Annotated in this window: 18 protein-coding genes; 4 read left to right on the top strand and 14 right to left on the bottom strand. The window is 60.3% G+C overall.

Features of this window, described 5'->3' with window-relative positions:
- Window positions 1-244 precede the first annotated feature (244 nt).
- Together BLL42_RS12865 and BLL42_RS12860 are read left to right on the top strand one after the other, a co-directional pair.
- Entirely contained in the window at window positions 245-2191 is a 1947-nt protein-coding gene (locus BLL42_RS12865; protein ID WP_071552437.1) for a RecQ family ATP-dependent DNA helicase, read from the top strand.
- 48 nt (window positions 2192-2239) lie between these two features.
- Complete coding sequence (locus tag BLL42_RS12860; protein ID WP_071552436.1) at window positions 2240-2674, top strand: acyl-CoA thioesterase; 435 nt, start codon at window positions 2240-2242, stop codon at window positions 2672-2674.
- Between the two features lie 94 nt (window positions 2675-2768).
- Here BLL42_RS12860 and BLL42_RS12855 read toward each other — a convergent pair whose 3' ends face one another.
- The 5 genes from BLL42_RS12855 to yrfG all read right to left on the bottom strand — a co-directional run bounded on the left by BLL42_RS12855 (window position 2769) and on the right by yrfG (window position 8555).
- A complete protein-coding gene (locus BLL42_RS12855; RefSeq protein WP_071552435.1) occupies window positions 2769-3257 on the bottom strand; it encodes a glycine zipper domain-containing protein in 489 nt (162 codons plus the stop codon).
- A 346-nt stretch (window positions 3258-3603) separates the two neighbouring features.
- The gene (locus BLL42_RS12850; protein WP_071552434.1) at window positions 3604-5961 is read right to left on the bottom strand and encodes an FdhF/YdeP family oxidoreductase; all 2358 of its coding nucleotides are present in this window, start codon (window positions 5959-5961) and stop codon (window positions 3604-3606) included.
- On the bottom strand, window positions 5958-6797 hold the full coding sequence (fdhD, locus tag BLL42_RS12845; protein WP_071552433.1) for a formate dehydrogenase accessory sulfurtransferase FdhD: 840 nt from the start codon (window positions 6795-6797) through the stop codon (window positions 5958-5960). The genes BLL42_RS12850 and fdhD overlap by 4 nt, the downstream gene beginning before the upstream one ends.
- Before the next feature lie 94 nt (window positions 6798-6891).
- Window positions 6892-7779: a LysR family transcriptional regulator gene (locus tag BLL42_RS12840; RefSeq protein WP_071552432.1), complete on the bottom strand. Its 888-nt coding sequence runs from the start codon at window positions 7777-7779 to the stop codon at window positions 6892-6894.
- Window positions 7780-7892: 113 nt separating this feature from the next.
- Entirely contained in the window at window positions 7893-8555 is a 663-nt protein-coding gene (gene yrfG / locus BLL42_RS12835; RefSeq protein WP_071552431.1) for a GMP/IMP nucleotidase, read from the bottom strand.
- 88 nt (window positions 8556-8643) lie between these two features.
- Here yrfG and nudE point away from each other — a divergent pair, with 88 nt between their 5' ends.
- Both nudE and cysQ read left to right on the top strand, forming a co-directional pair.
- Entirely contained in the window at window positions 8644-9210 is a 567-nt protein-coding gene (gene nudE / locus BLL42_RS12830) for an ADP compounds hydrolase NudE (protein WP_071552430.1), read from the top strand.
- Window positions 9207-10043, top strand: a complete 837-nt coding sequence (gene cysQ, locus BLL42_RS12825) for a 3'(2'),5'-bisphosphate nucleotidase CysQ (RefSeq protein ID WP_071552429.1) — start codon at window positions 9207-9209, stop codon at window positions 10041-10043. The genes nudE and cysQ overlap by 4 nt, the downstream gene beginning before the upstream one ends.
- Before the next feature lie 64 nt (window positions 10044-10107).
- Here the strand turns inward: cysQ and BLL42_RS12820 are convergent, their stop codons facing one another.
- The 9 genes from BLL42_RS12820 to BLL42_RS12780 all read right to left on the bottom strand — a co-directional run bounded on the left by BLL42_RS12820 (window position 10108) and on the right by BLL42_RS12780 (window position 18861).
- Window positions 10108-10563, bottom strand: coding sequence for a thioesterase domain-containing protein (locus tag BLL42_RS12820; RefSeq protein ID WP_071552428.1), 456 nt, complete (start codon window positions 10561-10563; stop codon window positions 10108-10110).
- Window positions 10564-10613: 50 nt separating this feature from the next.
- Window positions 10614-12014, bottom strand: coding sequence for a sigma-54-dependent transcriptional regulator (locus BLL42_RS12815; RefSeq protein WP_071552427.1), 1401 nt, complete (start codon window positions 12012-12014; stop codon window positions 10614-10616).
- Entirely contained in the window at window positions 12011-13819 is a 1809-nt protein-coding gene (locus BLL42_RS12810; RefSeq protein WP_071552426.1) for a sensor histidine kinase, read from the bottom strand. The genes BLL42_RS12815 and BLL42_RS12810 overlap by 4 nt, the downstream gene beginning before the upstream one ends.
- 36 nt (window positions 13820-13855) lie before the next feature.
- Entirely contained in the window at window positions 13856-14737 is an 882-nt protein-coding gene (gene rfbD, locus BLL42_RS12805; RefSeq protein ID WP_071552425.1) for a dTDP-4-dehydrorhamnose reductase, read from the bottom strand.
- Window positions 14734-15282 (bottom strand): dTDP-4-dehydrorhamnose 3,5-epimerase, encoded by a 549-nt coding sequence (rfbC, locus tag BLL42_RS12800; protein ID WP_071552424.1) that lies wholly within the window; start codon window positions 15280-15282, stop codon window positions 14734-14736. Before rfbC ends, rfbD begins: the two co-directional genes overlap by 4 nt.
- The gene (gene rfbA / locus BLL42_RS12795) at window positions 15279-16154 is read right to left on the bottom strand and encodes a glucose-1-phosphate thymidylyltransferase RfbA (RefSeq protein ID WP_071552423.1); all 876 of its coding nucleotides are present in this window, start codon (window positions 16152-16154) and stop codon (window positions 15279-15281) included. The genes rfbC and rfbA overlap by 4 nt, the downstream gene beginning before the upstream one ends.
- Window positions 16151-17233 (bottom strand): dTDP-glucose 4,6-dehydratase, encoded by a 1083-nt coding sequence (gene rfbB, locus BLL42_RS12790; RefSeq protein ID WP_071552422.1) that lies wholly within the window; start codon window positions 17231-17233, stop codon window positions 16151-16153. The genes rfbA and rfbB overlap by 4 nt, the downstream gene beginning before the upstream one ends.
- A gap of 197 nt (window positions 17234-17430) precedes the next feature.
- Entirely contained in the window at window positions 17431-17685 is a 255-nt protein-coding gene (locus BLL42_RS12785; protein ID WP_071552421.1) for a colicin E3-like toxin immunity protein, read from the bottom strand.
- 9 nt (window positions 17686-17694) lie between these two features.
- Window positions 17695-18861: an S-type pyocin domain-containing protein gene (locus tag BLL42_RS12780; protein WP_071552420.1), complete on the bottom strand. Its 1167-nt coding sequence runs from the start codon at window positions 18859-18861 to the stop codon at window positions 17695-17697.
- Between the last annotated feature and the right edge of the window lie 189 nt (window positions 18862-19050).

Below are 19050 nucleotides of genomic sequence, written 5' to 3'. Positions count from 1 at the left end.
CGAATTTCCCACGCGCTTGTCAGGCGTGGCGAATAGAGCGGCAGTAACGCGTGCGCCAGACTGCGTAGGGGATTTCGTGATTTTCGATTCACCGTTGAACGCCATCAGCCATGGAATTGCATCACGAGTCTTGCGCCGTTCTCCCTGTATCATTCCGTATCCTTTTTGCGCCCGACCTTTTCTCGACTCGCTGCGCTCGCCGGCTAGGCTTTCGGCATGGCAGCAGTCAACGGAGTGACAGCTTATGCACAACACCCTCGAACAGGTCTTTGGTTATCCACAGTTCCGGCCCGGCCAGGAGGCGGCGGTCAGTGCGGTGTTGGCCGGGCGCTCGGCGGCGGCGATTTTCCCCACCGGGTCCGGCAAGTCTTTGTGTTATCAACTGCCGGCCTTGTTGCTGCCGCACCTGACGCTGGTGGTCTCGCCCTTGCTGGCGCTGATGCAGGACCAGTTGGCGTTCTTGCGGCGCCACGGGATTGCGGCGGCGAGTATCGATTCGGCGCAGAGCCGCGATGACGCCAACGATGTGATGGCGCGGGCCAGGTCCGGCGAGTTGAAGATCCTGATGATTTCCGTGGAGCGCCTGAAGAACGAGCGTTTTCGCAACTTTCTGCAGCAAGTGCCGATCTCGTTGCTGGTGGTGGACGAGGCGCACTGCATCTCCGAATGGGGCCACAACTTCAGGCCGGACTACTTGAAGCTGCCGGACTACCAGCGCCAGTTCAACATCCCGCAAACCTTGCTGCTGACGGCTACTGCAACGCCCAAAGTGATCGCCGACATGCAGGCGAAATTCGCCATCGCGGCGGACGATGTGGTGACCACCGGTTTCTATCGGCCCAACCTGAATTTGCTGGTTGAACCGGTGCGCGGTCAGGACAAGCGTCGTCGTCTGGTGGAGTGGATGGGCCAGCGCGCCGGGCAGCCGAGTATTGTCTATGTAACCCTGCAGAAAACCGCCGAACAGATTGCCCAGCACCTGAGCCAAAACGGTCTTCAGGCTGAGGCCTATCACGCCGGTTTGCCCCACGAACAACGGGAAGCGATCCAGCGCCGGTTCATGGGCGGGCAGTCCAATTGCATCGTCGCCACCATCGCTTTTGGCATGGGCATCGACAAGAGCGACATCCGCAATGTGGTGCATTTCGACTTGCCGAAATCCATCGAAAATTACAGTCAGGAAATCGGTCGTGCCGGGCGCGACGGGCAACCTTCCGACTGTTTGGTGTTGGCCAACCGTGACAGCCTCAACGTGTTGGAAAACTTCGTGTACGGCGACACGCCAGAGCTGGACGGTATCCGCTGTGTGCTCGACGAACTGCAAGCGGCCGCGCCGGATGGGCAGTGGGAGTTTTTGCTGGGGCCGCTGGCCGACCAGAGCAATATTCGCCAACTGCCGCTCAAGACCTTGCTGGTGCAACTTGAACTGAAAGGCTTGATCGCACCGCGTTACGCCTACTTTGCCGAATACCGTTTCAAGTTCCTGCTGGAGCCTGAAGCCTTGCTGACGCGTTTCGAAGGCGAGCGTCGGGACTTCGTCGCGGCGATCATCCAGACCTCCAACCGAGCGCGAACCTGGGCCACGGTGAATTTCGAGGCGCTGTATCAACAGCATCAGGCCGAGCGCAGCCGGGTGGTCAAGGCGCTGGACTACTTTCAGGAGAAGGGCTGGGTCGAGCTTGAAAGCAAGCAGATGACCGAGGTCTACAGCCTGCTGATGACGGACTTCGATGCCGAGACGTTGAGCGCTGAGTTGCATGGCTACTTCACGCAACATGAACGCACCGAAATCGCGCGTATCCACGCGATGCTCGATCTATTCGCCACCGAACGCTGCCTGGGCTATCGATTGGCGCAGTACTTCGGCGATGAAAACGCGCCGCAGCAGTGCGGGCATTGTTCGGTGTGTCATGGGCAGGTTGCCCGTCTGCCGGAACCGCCTGAGCTGCCGGCGCTTGTGGATAAAAACTTTGAGGCGCTGTGTGGTGACTTTATCCACAGGCACGAGGCGCACAACGGCCATGTACCGGGTGCGGAACGGCTGACACGGTTCTTGTGCGGTATCAGCGTGCCGCTGTTTACCAGGCTCAAGGCGCGGGCGATTCCGGGGTTTGCGGCACTGGAGGATTATCCGTATGCCGAGGTGCGCGAGTGGGCCGTGCGGCGTTCCGATGCTCGCGAAGAACGATAACGCGGTTTTCGCCTTAGACTGGCTGTTCAATTTCAGGAACCGACACTGATGTCCAATCCGATACCCCAGCGCTCCGACTACCGCCACTTTCAGCCGATCATCACCCGTTGGCACGACAACGATGTTTATGGCCATGTGAACAACGTGACCTACTACAGCTTTTTCGACACGGCGGTGAATACCTACCTGATCGAAGTCGGTGGTTTGGATATTCACGACGGTGACGTAGTGGGGTTTGTGGTGAGTTCGGCGTGCGATTACTTCGCCTCGATCGCTTTTCCCGAGCGCATTGAAATCGGATTGCGGGTGGGTAAGATGGGCAGCAGTTCGGTGCAATACGAGCTGGCGGTGTTCAAGGCCGGGGAAGCGGACGCCTGCGCGGCAGGACGCTTTGTGCAGGTGTTTGTGGATCGGGCCTCGAATCAGCCGGTGGCGATTCCTGTCGGGTTGCGCGAGGCGTTGGAGCGGTTGGTGGTGCTTTGAAAAAAAGATCGCAGCCTGCGGCAGCTCCTACGGGTACACGGTCAACGTAGGAGCTGGCGCAGCCTGCGATCTTTTGAAAGCCTGCAATCAGCGATTAGTCGCGATCACGATAGTCGTGATGATGCTTGTGATGGCCGTAAGCATGACCACGACCGCGGTGGTCATCATCGCGGTAGTAACGGCGGTCATCGTGCCCGCGACGGCCGCCACGGTCTTCGTTATTGCTCTGGTTGCCCATGTAGTTACCCAGCGCACCACCAGCACCACCGCCGGCTGCTGCGCCGATAAGGCTGCCCGAAGTGCCGCCCATGCTGCGGCCGACCACGTTACCGCCGGCTGCGCCGAGCGCACCCCCGATGGCCGCTTCGCCACGGCTGTGTTTGTTGGCACCTACCGCACTACCACCCGCGCCACCCAGGGCCGCGCCAATGGTCGAGCCGGTGTTACCGCCCAGCGATTGACCCACCACCGAGCCAAGAACCCCGCCCAATGCGCCGCCCACACCTGCTTCGGCGGTACCACCGGCAGAAGCGGCGCCACTGATCAGGCCAAGGGACAACAAGAGAATCGAGGAGAACTTCATTAGCGGAGCCTCAAAGGGATGACGGCGCGATCCTGAGGCTGTGTCACGATGGTTACAATCAAAATCCGACGAGTAACACGACTTGTGAGAATTCTCTAAGTTGTTGTTTTTTAGGCGGAACTTAATAGATTTTCGCTGGTCTTTTGCTACTTGAGACAGGTCGCTTTGATACAAAAGCGGCCTTTTTTGTGGGCGTTTGAAAGTCGGGTTTGTCCGTCATGATGCTAAAAGATCGTCCGAATGCGGCCCGAACCTGCGGCAGCTCCTACGGAGAACGGTTATCACACCGCTTTTGTAGGCGCTGCCGCAGGTTCGGGCCGCATTCGGACGATCTTTTGATTCTGCTTTAAGCTGACCTGGCCATGATCAGCCCGGTCTCGCTTGCCGCTTCCAAACGGATCGCAATGAACTTCGAGGTCGGTGTGTGGCTGCCGTCACCGGTGCTTTCCAGCGGCACCAACGGGTTCACTTCCGGGTAGTAAGCGGCTGCTTGTCCGGCGGGAATATCGAACGCCAGCAAGGTGAAGCCTTTGACGCGGCGCTCACGACCGTCATCCCATATCGACACGATATCGGCTTTCTGCCCCGGTTTGAAACCCAGGCGAATGATGTCGGCTTCGTTGACGAACAGCACGTCACGCTGGCCCTTGACCCCACGGTAACGGTCGTCGAGACCGTAAATGGTGGTGTTGTACTGATCGTGAGAGCGCATCGATTGCATGATCAGGTCCGGCAACTGCCCGGTGGCGCGGGTGCGCTCGTGCACCAGATCGGCCGGCAGGATGTTCGCGCGGAAATGGGCGCGACCCGACGGAGTGTTCCAGCGCCGGGTACGTGCGCTGTTCCCCAGATAGAAGCCGCCCGGGTTCTCGATTTTCTGGTTGAAGTCCTTGAAGCCCGGAATAGTGTCGGCAATCAGCTCGCGGATACGGCGGTAATCGGCCACCAGCCAATTCCAGTCGACAGGCGTGGCGCCCAAGGTTGCGGCGGCGATACCGGCGATGATCGACGGCTCCGAACGCATCTGTTTCGACAGCGGCTGCAGTTGGCCGTTGGAGGCGTGAACCATGCTGAACGAGTCTTCGACCGTCACCGCTTGCGTCCCTTCGGTTTGCAAGTCGATGTCGGTGCGGCCCAGGCACGGCAGGATCAGCGCTTCTTTACCGTGCGCCAGATGGCTGCGGTTGAGTTTGGTGCTGATCTGCACGGTGAGGTCGCAATTGCTCAGGGCCTGGAAGGTCCGTGGGCTGTCCGGCGTGGCTTGGGCAAAGTTGCCGCCCAGACCGATGAAGACTTTCGAGCGACCGTCGAGCATCGCGTGGATGGCTTCGACCACGTTGTGACCGTTCTCACGCGGCACCTTGAACTGGAAGCGACGTTCCAGCGCATCGAGGAAGAACGCCGGCGGGCGTTCGTTGATGCCCATGGTCCGGTCGCCTTGCACATTGCTGTGCCCCCGCACCGGGCACAAGCCAGCGCCCGGGCGGCCGATGTTGCCGCGCAGCAGCATCAGGTTGGCGATTTCCTGAATGGTCGGTACCGAGTGCCGGTGCTGGGTAATGCCCATGGCCCAGCACATGATTACGTTCTTGCCTTTGGCGTACATGCGCGCTGCTTGCTCGATCTCTTCCAGGGTCAGCCCTGACTGCTCGACGATCTGCTCCCACGAGGTGTCGTCGATCGTGCCCAGGTAGTCGAGCACGCTGGCGGTGTGTTCGTTGAGGAAATCGTGGTCGAACACCGATGGCGCGTCGGTCTGTTGCGCCTCGCGTTCCCATTGCAGCAGGAACTTGGCCATGCCGCGCAGCAGCGCCATGTCCCCCCCCAACGCTGGACGGAAGTACGCAGTGTTGGTCGGCTTGTTACCGTTGGTGAGCATTTCGAGCGGGTTCTGCGGGTGCTGGAAACGCTCCAGGCCACGCTCTTTGAGCGGATTGATGCACACCACCTGAGCGCCGCGTTTCACCGCTTCGCGCAGGGGTTCGAGCATCCGTGGATGGTTGGTGCCGGGGTTCTGGCCCCAGACGAAAATCGCGTCGGCGTGTTCGAAGTCGTCGAAGGTCACCGTGCCTTTGCCGACGCCGACACTTTGCGCCATGGCCACACCGCTGGCCTCGTGGCACATGTTCGAACAGTCGGGGAAGTTATTGGTGCCGAACGCACGGACGAATAGCTGATAGAGATACGCCGCTTCGTTGCTGGCACGGCCCGACGTGTAGAACTCGGCCTGGTCCGGACTCGGCAGGCTCTGCAGGTGTTTGCCGATCAGCGCAAAGGCCGCCTCCCAGCTGATGGGGGTGTAACGGTCGGTTTCGGCGTCGTAGCTCATCGGCTCGGTCAGCCGGCCTTGATATTCGAGCCAGTAGTCACTTTGTTCCAGCAGCGAGCTGACGCTGTGTTTGGCGAAGAACGCGGCATCGACCCGGCGCTTGGTCGCTTCCCAGTTGACCGCTTTGGCGCCGTTTTCACAGAACTTGACCATGCCGCTTTCCGGCGAATCACCCCAGGCGCAGCCCGGGCAGTCGAAGCCGCCGTTCTGGTTGGTCTTGAGCATCATGCGCAGGTTTTTCAGCGCGTTGTCACTGGTCAGCCACGCCTGGGCGACACTGATCAGCGCGCCCCAGCCACCGGCCGCGCCCTTGTAGGGCTTGTAAGGCTTGTAGCGCGGGGTGGGTGTCTGGTCGGCTTGATGATCCGTGCTCACGCTTGATTCTCCATCGCAGGGCTATAGACCCGCGGCGCACTTTTCTGCGGCAGGTGGATAAGATTGAGGTTGTGCCGGCGCGCCCATTGCACGGCTAGGCCGGTGGGCGACGACAGGCTGACCAAGGTCTGGATACCGGCGCGCAACACTTTCTGGATCAGTTCGAGGCTGCAACGGCTGGTGACAATCACCAGTCCGCCCGCCGTCGGGATGTTCTGGCGGATCAGCGCGCCAATCAGCTTGTCGAGCGCGTTATGCCGGCCGATGTCTTCACGGCCCAGCAGCAACTCGCCCTGGTTGTTCATGAACACAGCGGCATGCACTGCGCCGCTATGCTGGCCCAATGGCTGGAGTTCACCGATGCGCTGGCGCAGGCCTTCAAGCCATTGTGCGGGGGGCAATGGCGCGCCGGGCAATACATTGAGTTGCGGCAAGGCTTGCTCTACGGCTTCGACGCCACAGAGCCCACAACCGCTGGTACCGGCCAGTTGCCGACGTTGCTGCTTGAGGTTCCAGAACGCGCGGTTGGAAATGCTGACCTGCGCGTACTGCGCCGAACCGGACCCGCTGAGTTGCAGGTCATAGAGGTCAGACACGTCGCTGATGATCCCGCTGCCCAGGCTGAAGCCGACGATGAAGTCTTCCAGGTCGCTCGGGGTGACCAACATCACGGCCTGACTGATGCCGTTATAGGAAATCGCCAACGCCACTTCTTCAGCGAGCGCAGTGCTGGCTGATTCATTGCGGTCGAGGTTGCAGTACTGGTAAGTCTGACTGGCGGCGGGCGCAGGCGTTTCTACGGCAGGCGTCACGCCGACCGGACGCTTGGCTTTCATGGGGCAATACCGGCAGTTTATCCAGCCTTAAGCCTAGGCGCGTCAATGTGTTACGTCTAATCGCTAATACTGATCTGCTGATAGATGGCGTCGATCAAGAGCTCGTCTGTGATTTCTGATAGTGCGCGAAACACGCTTCAGCCAGTGCCGAGCGCGGTGCACTACGGCGCATGATCAGCCCCAGTCGGCCAAGGGTTTGCGCATTTTCAATCGGTTGCAGGCGCAAATGCTCGGTCAGCGTTTCGAGTCCGCCTTCCAGTGGCATCACCGCGCAACACAGACCGCCGTGCACAGCTTGTAACAACTGGTGGACCGCGTCGGTCTGCAACAACGGCTGCGGGCTGAGGCCACGGCTGTGGAAATTGTGGTCGATGGACTGGCGAAAGTGCATGCCGCTGGTGAGCATGCCCAGCGGCAGTTCGATCAGCGCCTCCCAACTCAAGGGCTTTTCACCGAAGCTGAAGAAGCGCTGGTCGTAGAGCAACCCCATGCGGGTTTCGCTGAAGGCCAGCGAGTCGAAACGCTCGCTGTCGAGGCGCTCGAGATAGGACACGCCGAGGTCCAGGCGATTGTTTGCCAGTTGTTCGAGGATTTGCTCGGAGCTTAAGGCCGAGAGTTCGAAACGCAGGTTAGGGTGTTCGGCGTGCAGCTGTTGCATCAACGGCAGCGGATCAAAACTCGACAGCGGCACCACGCCCAGACGCAAGGTGCCGACCAGATTGCCGCGACAGGCTGCGGCCTCGGCCTGCAAACCGTCACAGGCGGCCAGCACAGTGCGCGCCCAGGCCAGCACCCGCTCGCCCGGTGCGGTGAAACCTTCGAAACGCTGGCCGCGATTGACCAACGGCAGATCGAGTTCTTCTTCAAGGCTGCGCAAGCGCATCGACAGGGTTGGCTGAGTGATGTGGCAACGCGCAGCGGCCTGGCCGAAGTGTCGGGTTTCGTCGAGGGCGATGAGGAATTTCAGCTGTTTGATGTCCATCGTCGCTCCAGAGCGCAGGCTAGGGGAGCGATTCTAGCGCTTGCCTCGAAGCCAACAAACCACTGTTGCCGCACTCGGACAAAATCTCTCCTACACGGGCGGGCGACTCGATCTCAGAGCCCTTCAATCAGCTCCTGATAATCCCCCACCGCCATAAACTCGGCCGTGTCTTTCGGCTCTTTGCGGCTGTCCGGCTGGCTAACGGCCAATAGATGCGCCACGCCAAAATCCCGTGCGCTGCGCAGGATCGGCAACGTGTCGTCGATAAACAGGCTGCGGCGTGGGTCGAAGTCGATATCTGCGCGCAAGGCATCCCAGAATTGCGGGTTTTCCTTGGCGAACCCGTAATCGTGGGAGCTGATCAGCCGCTCGAAGTAGGGCGCCAGTTCGACTCTTTCCAGCTTCAGCGACAACGAGTCGCGGTGGGCGTTGGTGATCAATACCACGCGCTTTCCGGCCTGCTTGATCGCTGCCAGAAAGGTATCGGCATCCGGCCGCAACGCGATCAGATGGGCGGTCTCGAGTTTCAACTCGCGCACCGGCAGCTTCAGCTCAGCGCTCCAGAAGTCCAGGCAATACCATTGCAACTGACCGGCGTTACGCTCGAACAACGGCTGCAATTCAAGCTCGGCCATGGCCCGACTGACACCATGCAGCTCGGCATAACGCTTGGGCAGGTGTTCCATCCAGAAATGGTTGTCGTAGTGCAGGTCCAGCAGCGTGCCGTCCATATCCAGCAGAACGGTATCGATGTCGCGCCAGGGCAGTGATGGCATTGAAAGCTTCTCCAGCGGTAAAAAGATATCCGACATAAACAATCAAGAAAGCCGCGTTATAGTACCGCGTTCACGCCAAGGAGCCGCCATGCGCCAGAAACCCGAAGTATTAGCCCGCGAGATCGTCGCCACCAGCCGCTTGTTTTGCGTTGAAGAGGTGCAGCTGCGCTTCTCCAATGGCGTCGAGCGCACCTATGAGCGACTGGTTGGCAAGGGCGCCGGCTATGGCGCGGTGATGATCGTGGCGATGCTCGATTCCGACCACGCGGTGTTGGTCGAAGAATACTGCGGTGGAACCGATGCCTATGAAATGTCGCTGCCCAAGGGCTTGATTGAGCCTGGCGAGGATGTGTTGGCAGCGGCCGAGCGTGAGCTCAAGGAAGAGGCCGGTTTTGGCGCGCGGCAACTGGAACATTTGACCGAGCTGTCGCTGTCGCCCGGTTATATGAGCCAGAAGATTCAGGTGGTATTGGCGACTGACTTGTACGAAGACAGCCTTGAAGGTGACGAGCCGGAGCCGATGCGCGTGGACCGGGTCAATCTGCGAGAGCTCGCGGCGCTGGCGCAAAACCCGCAGTTCACCGAAGGCCGTGCCTTGGCGGCGTTGTACCTGGCCCGTGATCTGCTGACCCAGCGCGGGGTGTTTCAACCATGAGTCATTTCCCCCAGGTTCATCCGTTGCTCGCCCCCGTGGTTGAGCTGGCGCTGAAGGCCGGTGAGGTCATCCTGCCGTTCTGGCGCACCGGCACGGCCGTGACCGCCAAGGCCGACGATTCACCGGTCACCGCCGCCGATCTGGCCGCTCATCATCTGATTCTGGCAGGACTTACTGCGCTTGATCCGGGTATCCCGGTGCTCTCGGAAGAAGACGCCAACATTGCGCAATCGGTGCGCGCCGGTTGGCAGCGCTGGTGGCTGGTCGACCCGCTGGATGGGACCAAGGAGTTCATTTCTGGCAGTGAAGAATTCACCGTCAACATCGCACTGATCGAACAGGGACGTGTGGTGTTTGGTGTCGTGTCGATGCCGACCAACGGTCGCTGCTACTTCGGCGGTGCCGGGCTGGGTGCCTGGCGTGCCGACAAGGATGCAGCACCGCTGCCGATTCAGGTCCGTGACGTACCGCCTGCTGGTGAAGCGTTCACCGTGGTCGCCAGCCGTCGGCATTCGAGCCCTGAGCAGGAGCGTTTGCTCGCGGGTTTGAGTGCCAGTCTGGGTGAGCTGCAACTGGCCAATATCGGCAGCTCGCTGAAATTTTGTTTGCTGGCGGAAGGCGCGGCGGATTGTTATCCACGGCTGGCACCGACCTCGCAATGGGACACCGCTGCGGCTCAAGGCGTACTGGAAGGTGCGGGTGGCGAGGTGCTGGAGTTGAGCGGTGAGCCGTTCAGCTATCCGGCGCGAGAGTCGTTATTGAATTCGTTCTTCCTTGCGGTGCCGGCCAAGGCTGCTTGGCGCGAGAAGCTGCTGGAACTGGCTCGCAGTTAAGATCAAAAGATCGCAGCCTGCGGCAGTTCAACACCTTGTAGGAGCTGCCGCAGGCTGCGATCGTTTATCGGTGCAGCACATACTGCCCGGTAAACGTCACCGCAGACTCATCACTGTCGGTATTGACGACCCGCGTATGCAACGTCAACCGTGCCCGCCCATAACGCTGGTACATCGCCAAAAACTTCTTCCACACCGCCGCACTCGGCGCAGCGCAGATTGCGATGCCGTCGCGGGTGACCGGCAGCGGATAGCTGATCTGGCCTTCCTGAATCACGATGTGCCCGTCCTGGACGCCTTCTTCACGCAGACGTAAATGCAGCCAACCCCAACCCGCCAGCACCGCACCGCAATACAGGCTGCCGCCGAACATGGTGCTTTTGTGATTGAAATTGGCTGCCAGCGGTAGCTGCAAACGCAGTTGTTGCGACTGCCAGTCGAGCACCTTGAGGCCCATGTCCCGCGTGAGGGGAATGTCGCGGTGGAGGACGGTTTCCAGGTGACGACTGTCGCGGTTCATGCGCGGGCCTCGGGATTTTGAACACTTATGTGAAGGTTAGTTGGCGCGACTCAATCGAGCTCGTCGGCATTGCTGTTGGCGCCAGCGCCATCGGCAAAGTTCAAGCCGTGTTTGCGCAGTTTGTCATGCAGGGTTTTGCGCGGAATGCCCAGCGCTTCGGCGACGCTGCGCAGTGAGCTGTGAGCGCGCGCCAGTTCGGCGGCGATCAGGTTCTTTTCGAAGTTTTCCACCTGCTCGCTCAGGTTACCGCTAAGCGCTGCGCTGTGCGGCGCAGGACTGCCGTCTGGAGTACCGTTATCCAGCGCCAGTTCCAGGCCCAGCGCGAAGCGTTCGGCGGCGTTCTGCAGTTCGCGGACGTTGCCTGGCCAGGTATGGCGCAACAGCAGGGCCCGTTGTCCGGGTTGCAGTTCGTGGGGCGGCAGGCCGTGGCGCTCACTGGCTTCATTGGCGAAGTGCTGGAACAGCATCAGCGTGTCTTCGCCCCGTTCGCGCAGCGGCGGAATGCGCAGCGGCGCAACGTTCAGGCGATAGTACAAGTCAGCGCGAAAACGCCCCTGATCCGCCGATTGGCGCAGGTCTTCCTTGGTCGCGGCGATGATCCGGATGTCCAGCGGGATCAGCTGATTGCCACCCAGACGCTCGACCACCCGCTCTTGCAGCAAGCGCAGCAATTTCACCTGCACATCCAGGCTCATGCTTTCGATTTCATCGAGGAACAGCGTGCCGCCGTTGGCGAATTCGAATTTACCGATCCGGCGCTTTTGCGCGCCAGTGAAGGCGCCGGGTTCGTGGCCGAACAGCTCGCTTTCGACCACCGATTCGGCCAGCGCCCCGGCGTTGATCGCCACGAACGGGCCGTTGCGGCGGTTCGACAGGTCGTGCAGGGCGCGGGCCACCACTTCCTTGCCGGCCCCGGTTTCACCGAGGATCAGCACGTCGGCCTTGGTCGGGGCCAATGCGCCGATCTGTTCACGCAGGCGCAGCATCGGCGCCGATTGCCCGACCAGTCGAGTGCTCAGTTCATTGCGGTCGCTCAGGGCCAACCGCAGGCTGCGGTTATCCAGCACCAATTGGCGAAGGGCCAGGGCTCGGCGCACGCTGTCGAGCAACGCGTCACTGGCGAACGGTTTTTCGAGGAAGTCATAAGCGCCGGCGCGCATCGCCTGTACAGCCAACGGCACGTCGCCGTGGCCGGTGATCAGCAACACTGGCAGCTCCGGGTCCTGAGCGTGCAATTCGCTCAACAGTTCGAGGCCGTCCATGCCCGGCATGCGGATGTCACTGACCACCACGCCCGGCCAGTCGCGCTCAAGGCGCGAGGCAAGGCCCTTGGCTTCGGCCAATGGGAGGATTTTCAGACCAGCGAGGTCCAGGGTCTGGCTCAGGGCCTGACGCAGATGCGGATCGTCGTCGATCAGCACCACTTGAATCCGATTGTCGACGTTGCTCATTCACTGCGATCCTCGGACGGTTGCAGACTTACACCGGGTGCGCCCGCGCGCAGCCGCAGGGTGATCAGGGCGCCGCCTTCCTTGTGGTTGGCAAACGACAGTTCACCGCCGAAGGCGCGCATCAGGGTGTCGCAGATGGCCAACCCCAACCCAAGGCCCTGAGTGCGGGTCTTGGTGGTGTAGAACGGTTCGCCGGCGCGGCCGAGGGCTTCCATGCAGAACCCCGGGCCGTTATCGCGAATGTACAGGTTGACGCCGTCGGCGGTGGATTCGGCACTCAGCCAGAGTTTACGTGGCGGACCTTTTTCGGTCAGGGCATCAAGGGCATTGGCCAGCAGGTTGCCGAGCACCTGGCGCAGTCGGGTTTCGCCGGCCTCGACCCACAGCGTGGCCGCTGGCAGGTCACGGATCAGCTCGACTTCCATGCTCCGCCGCCGTTTGGCCAGCAACGCCAGCGCATCGTCCAGTGCCGGTTGCAGCGCAACGCTTTCCGGGGCGTGACGGTCGCGACGGGCGAAGGCGCGCAGATGGGCGATGATCGAGGCCATGCGCCCGGTCAGTTCGCTGATCAGTTTCAGGTTGCCGCGGGCGTCGTCAGTGCGTTGATGGTCGAGCAGCACTTCGGCGTTTTCCGCATAGCTGCGAATCGCTGCCAGCGGTTGATTGAGCTCATGGCTGATACTCGCCGACATGGTGCCCAGCGCCGAGAGTTTGCCGGCCTGGACCAAATCATCCTGGGCGCGCACCAGTTCCTGTTGCGCCTGTTCGCGTTCCAGCACTTCCTGCTTGAGGCGTCGGTTGAGACCTTCGAGGTCGCTGGTTCTTTCGGCGACGCGCGCTTCCAGTTCGCGACGAGTCTTGGCCTCGAAGGCGATGCGCTGCAAGTAATGCCGACGGCGCTGCATCATCAGCCCGAGCAATAACATCAACACCAACAGTGTCGCGCCGCCGATGGCGACCACGGTGCGAACCGGACGGTCGATCAGGGTTCTGGGCGCGAGGATACTGACGCTCCAGCCGGTTTCTTCAATCTGCTGAGTCTGGGTCAGCCAAGCGTCCGGATTGAGGTTCAGGGGTTGCGGATCGCGGGTCGGGTAAGGCTGGACGGCGGTGATTGCCTTGCGCTCTTCGTCACTCAGCGTACGGGTCGCTCGAAAGCGCCAATCCGCACGAGAGGTAATGATGACCACCCCGTTGTGGTCGGTCAGCAGCAGTTGCTCCGGGGTTTTGCCCCAGAGGCTTTCGGTGTGGTCGAGGTCGACCTTGACCACCAGCACACCGATGATCTGCTCGCCATCGCGCACGGCTCCCGCAAAGAAATAGCCGCGTTTGGCCGACGTCGTTCCCAGGCCGAAAAATCGCCCGAGGCGGCCTTGCATGGCTTCGCTGAAATACGGCCGGAAGGCAAAGTTACGCCCGACAAAACTGTCGCGTTTGTCCCAGTTGGAGGCTGCCAGGGTCTTGCCGTGGGTGTCCATCAGGTACATGACTTCGGCGCCGGTCTGGGCGCGGATGTCCTTGAGCAGGCGGTTGGCGTTGTCCGTGGCGAGCGGCTGCTGTGGCGCGGCAAGAACGGCACGCAGGGCCGGCAGATCACCGAGGATCTGCGGCAAGACTTCATAACGGTGCAGCGTCCCTAGCAGGTTGGCAACGTAGAGGTCCAGTGTCTGGCGATTTTGCCCGGCCAGCTCACTTCGATAATAACGCTCGGCCAGGTGCTGCAGTGGCCACAGCAACGGCGCCAGGCACAGGGCGAGCAGGGCCAGGCTGCGCCAGCGGGGTCTGCGGGGGAGTGGAGGGGTCATAAGCATCGGGCGCCTGAAGGTACAGGCGCATTATGCCTAGGCTTGCTCGGCAAGACACTCGCGCAACGCGTCACGCCATACAGGCTGACTGACCTGCCATTGTTGTTGCAGAAGGCGGCAATCCAGACGCGAGTTCAGCGGTCGAGCAGCGGGCGTCGGATAGTCGCGGCTGGGGATCGCTTCCAGGCTGGCGCAGGTTTTGTGTTGCGCCTGCACATGCTCGGCGATGGCCTGGGCGAACCCGAACCATGACGTTTCGCCCCGAGCGGTCAGGTGGTAAGTGCCCCAGGCACCGGGTTTTCCCGATTGCCAGCGCTCGATCAAGGCGCGCGTGCTGGTGGCGATGGTGCCGGCCCAGGTCGGTGCGCCGATCTGGTCGGCGACGATGCGCAGGTGCGGTTTCTCTTGCAGTAACCGTTGCATGGTCAGCAGGAAGTTGCGCCCGTGGTTCGAGTAGACCCAACTGGTGCGCAGAATCAGGTGCTGACCGTTGACGGCACGGATGGCCTGCTCGCCGGCCAGTTTGCTGGCGCCGTAGACGCCCAGCGGGTGGGGTTCGTCGGCCTCGGTATAGGGCGAGGTTTTGCTGCCGTCGAATACGTAGTCGGTTGAATAGTGAATCAGCGGGATACCCAGTTCCAGGGCCAGCTCGGCGAATATGCCGGGTGCCGTGGCGTTGATCGCGAAGGCGAGTTCCGGTTCGCTTTCAGCCTGGTCTACTGCTGTATGTGCGGCGGCATTAATAATCAGATTCGGACGCAAGGCGCGCACTTGCTGACGGATCTGCTCTGGATGCGCCAAGTCGAGCTGATCGCGTCCCAGCACGATCAATTCACCAAGATCACCCAGGCGTTTTTGCAGCTCACGGGAGACCTGGCCATGCTGGCCGCTGATGAGGATTTTCAGAGGCGCGTTCATGGGAACAGATCGGCCTCTTGCAGGGATTTTCCGACTTGATCTTTCGCCGACAGTTGCGGTACTTCGCCGTCGAGCTGCCAGTCGATGGCCAGTGTCGGGTCATTCCAACTGATGCAGCGTTCGGCGCTGGGTACGTAGTAATCGGTCGTTTTGTACAGAAACTCGGCGTAGTCGCTCAGCACCAGAAAGCCGTGGGCAAATCCTTCAGGGATCCACAGTTGACGGTTGTTTTGAGCCGACAGGCGGACGCTGGCCCAACGCCCGAAATTCGGTGAGCTGCGACGAATGTCCACCGCCACGTCGAGTACCTCGCCAGCGGTGACCCGCACGAGTTTTCCCTGGGAGTGTTCCAGTTGATAGTGCAGGCCACGCAGCACACCTTTCAGAGAGCGCGAGTGGTTGTCCTGAACGAACTCGCGCTTGAGTCCGGTCGTTTCCTCGAACGCACGCGCATTGAAGCTTTCGTAAAAAAAACCGCGTTCGTCGCCAAAGACCTTCGGTTCGATAATCAGAACACCGGTCAGGTCGGTGGGGGTCACCTTCATTGCTCTTCTCCAGCAATGGTAAACAGGTATTGGCCGTAGCCGGTTTTGCCAAAGTATCGGGCCCGCTCAAGCAAATACTTGTGACTGATCCAGCCGTTCTGGTAGGCGATCTCTTCAAGGCAGGCGACTTTCAGACCTTGGCGATGCTCGATGGTCTGCACGTATTGCGAAGCTTCCAGCAGGCTGTCATGGGTGCCGGTATCGAGCCAGGCGAAGCCCCGACCGAAACGTTCCACTTGCAGGTCGCCGCGTTGCAGATAAGCGTTGTTGATGTCGGTGATTTCCAGTTCGCCACGGGCGGAGGGTTTCACGGCCTTGGCAATTTTGATGACGTCATTGTCGTAGAAGTAGAGCCCGGTGACGGCGTAACTGGACTTGGGCTTTATCGGCTTTTCTTCGATCGACAGTGCGCGCCCCTCGCTATCGAAGTCGATTACCCCGAACCGTTGAGGATCCTTGACCCAATAGCCGAAAACCGTTGCACCTTTTGGCCTGCGGGCAGCTCTGTGCAACTGCTCACCGAAGTGCTGCCCATGAAAAATGTTATCGCCCAGAATCAGGCACACCGGGTCGTTACCGATGAACTCCTCACCAATCAGGAATGCTTGGGCCAGACCATCCGGCGACGGTTGCTCGGCATAGCTGAAACTCACCCCGAACTGACTGCCGTCGCCCAGCAGGTTGCGGTATTGCGGCAGGTCCTGGGGGGTGGAAATCACCAGGATGTCTTTGATGCCCGCCAGCATCAGCACCGAGATCGGGTAATAGATCATCGGTTTGTCGTACACCGGCAGCAGTTGTTTGGACACCCCGAGTGTGATCGGGTGCAGACGGGTACCAGAGCCACCTGCCAGAACAATTCCCTTCATCATGCGATTAAGTCCTTGAAGTCAGTGAAACCCAGTCGCTGGCCTTGATAGCTGCCGTCCTGAACCCGCTGGCACCAGTCCAGGCTATCGAGGTACCACTGCACGGTTTTACGCAGACCACTGTCGAAGGTTTCTTCGGGCACCCAACCCAGCTCGCGTTCGATTTTGCTGGCGTCGATAGCGTAGCGCTGGTCATGGCCGGGGCGGTCTTTGACGAACGTGATCAGGTCGGCGAAGTGCGCGACGCCTTCAGGTTTTTGCGGCGCCAACTCTTCCAGCAGGTCGCAGATACTGCGCACCACGTCGATGTTCTTCTGTTCATTGTGGCCGCCGATGTTGTACGTCTCACCGACTACGCCATTGCTCACCACGGTGAGCAGTGCACGAGCATGATCTTCGACAAACAGCCAGTCACGCACTTGCAGGCCGTTGCCGTACACCGGCAGCGGCTTCCCGGCGAGGGCGTTGAGGATCACCAGCGGGATGAGTTTCTCGGGGAAATGGAACGGCCCGTAGTTGTTCGAGCAGTTGGTCAGCAGCACCGGCAAACCGTAGGTGCGTTGCCAAGCGCGGACCAGATGGTCGGACGCCGCCTTGCTGGCGGAGTACGGCGAGCTCGGCGCATAGGGTGTGGTTTCGGTGAACAGATCGTCGACGCCATGCAGGTCGCCATACACCTCGTCGGTGGAAATGTGATGAAAGCGAAAGGCGCTTTTCTCAGGTTCGACCAAACTATTCCAGTAGGCGCGAGTGGCTTCCAGCAGGCTGTAGGTGCCGACAATGTTGGTCTGGATGAAGTCCGACGGACCGTCGATAGAGCGGTCGACATGGGACTCGGCCGCCAGGTGCATGATCGCGTGCGGCTGGAACCGTGCCAGTACCGCGCTGACGGTGGCCTGATCAACGATATCGGCCTGCACAAATTCATAGCGGGTGTTGGTGGCAATACTGCTCAGCGATTCCAGGTTACCGGCGTAAGTCAGTTTGTCCAGGTTGAGCACTTCATGTTCAGTGTGGCGGATCAGGTGGCGAACCAGCGCCGAGCCGATGAAGCCGGCACCGCCGGTGATGAGAATGCGCATGTGGGGCTGCCTTTTTCCGTCAAACAATTAGCGTATGGATCATAGCTTGTCGGCAGGAGGGGGGCGGCACAAGAGGGGTGTTGGTCGGATTTTGGTTTTTATGGGGGGTTGTTGACCGGCGGGAGGGGGCCATTCTGGGGAAGTGCCATGCTCCCGCGGCTAAATACTAATGCTTGGATTCAAACCTTTGTCCGACTTTACCAGCGCTCACGGTAAGAGAAACCGACTTGGTAGATATAGGCGTTCAAATCTATTCGATGCTCGAAATAGGGTTGGAGGATAGGTACCCATGCTGCAATAACGTCAAATAACCCATGATTGATAGTCCCGTCCAAAGGTAAGCCGACAGCCTCGATTACGGAGCCATCTTCTTTCAGGTCGGCTGAGTACTCCTTACCTTCTTCGAATTCGGTCAACGTGTTGAACCAATGAATTCTTACTTTTAGTCCCATTGTTCTATCTCACAGAAATTTTTTGATGTTTCGGCGCTTGTCTGCTGGTTTCAGCTGTTCGCCTGTTATGTGACAAAACGCGCCTAAGTGGCTGCCATCGCTGGCTTGGTATTTTTCAAGCTCTCCATGGCAGTAGTCCCATTCATATATTTTTCTCCCTTTACTATCGATCCATCGATCTCGAACACCGCCACCACCTTGTCGAGGTGTCTTGCCTCGAATTTGCCTAAGCCCTGGAATGCCGGTTATCTCCTCTGTTGTTGGTGCCTCTATGTAGTCGTGATCTGGATTGAGGGCTCTCCTCGTGGGCGCACTCACCACCACATAAAGCGGCCTAACCCCGGAATCCGCAGGAAACACCAGGATGAAATCCTGATACTCCGGCGGGTAGATCGGGTTGACCAATATGTTGTTGCTGGCCTCGGTCGGAGGATAGACCCAGATGTTCGGCGCTTGCGGCGCGGCTTCGAGGGCCGGGATGCCAAGGGAGTCGGCGGGGTTGAGAGCTGGCGTCCAGATCAGTTCCAGGCCGTCGCCGAACACTGCTACTTGTTGGCTGCCGCGGGCCTGGAACTGGATGATGTCGATCATTTGCCAGTCGGCATTTTTGCCGGTGTAGAAGCCGTAACCCTTGAGGGTGCCGTCGGCCTGTTGCTCGACGCGCAGGCGCACCCGTGAGTTGGCTTGTTTAAGCGAGCGCAGTTGCTCTTCGCTATAGAGGGCGCTGTCGCCCAGCTCTGAGGGCCAGAGCAAAGCGACCAGACCGGTTAGCAAGCCGGCGACAACAGTGCCGCCGGCTGCTGTGACACCGCTGACCGATGACCCGGCCAGAGCGAGGCCACCCAGGCCGATTGGCAATGCACTGCCACTGATTTTCTTGAGCGGCAAGGCGCCAGAGCTGTCGGTCTCTCGCCCGCCCAGCAGGGCAAAGTTTCCGTAGTCCTTCAACGAATCCAGCGGGACGAATCCGGAGGGATTGGCGTAGTTGATGATGCCGTCCGGCAGGTTGCAGGACTTGGCGAAGACGCAGCCCAGCGGCTTTATGGGGCCGGGGTCAGCGGGTCGATTCACCGGCAAATCGGCAATTGGCGGATACAGGTTGGGTGAGGGCGGCGGCTGCAAAATACGGCGTCGCAGTTGTTCTTTGTACGTCAGGGGGTATGAGCGTTCTGGCATGTGCGGCGGGCTTCCTTGTCCATGGAAGGCAGCCTAGGGACGTGAGAAAGCGCTGAACATTCCTCCGGTTCGACGCGCAGCGTGGGAAAGTTCGCCGCTGTGTGACGTGGCTTGAAAGCTTCCACCCTTACCGATCACCGGCCGGTATAAGGGGGTTGCGTATCGCCGTAAGCAGTGGCGATATAGACG

Origin of the sequence: Pseudomonas frederiksbergensis (genome assembly GCF_001874645.1) — a bacterium.
GTDB lineage: Bacteria > Pseudomonadota > Gammaproteobacteria > Pseudomonadales > Pseudomonadaceae > Aquipseudomonas > Aquipseudomonas frederiksbergensis_B.
Note: the sequence above shows the minus strand (reverse complement) of the source record. Positions and strands in the feature narration are given on the sequence as shown.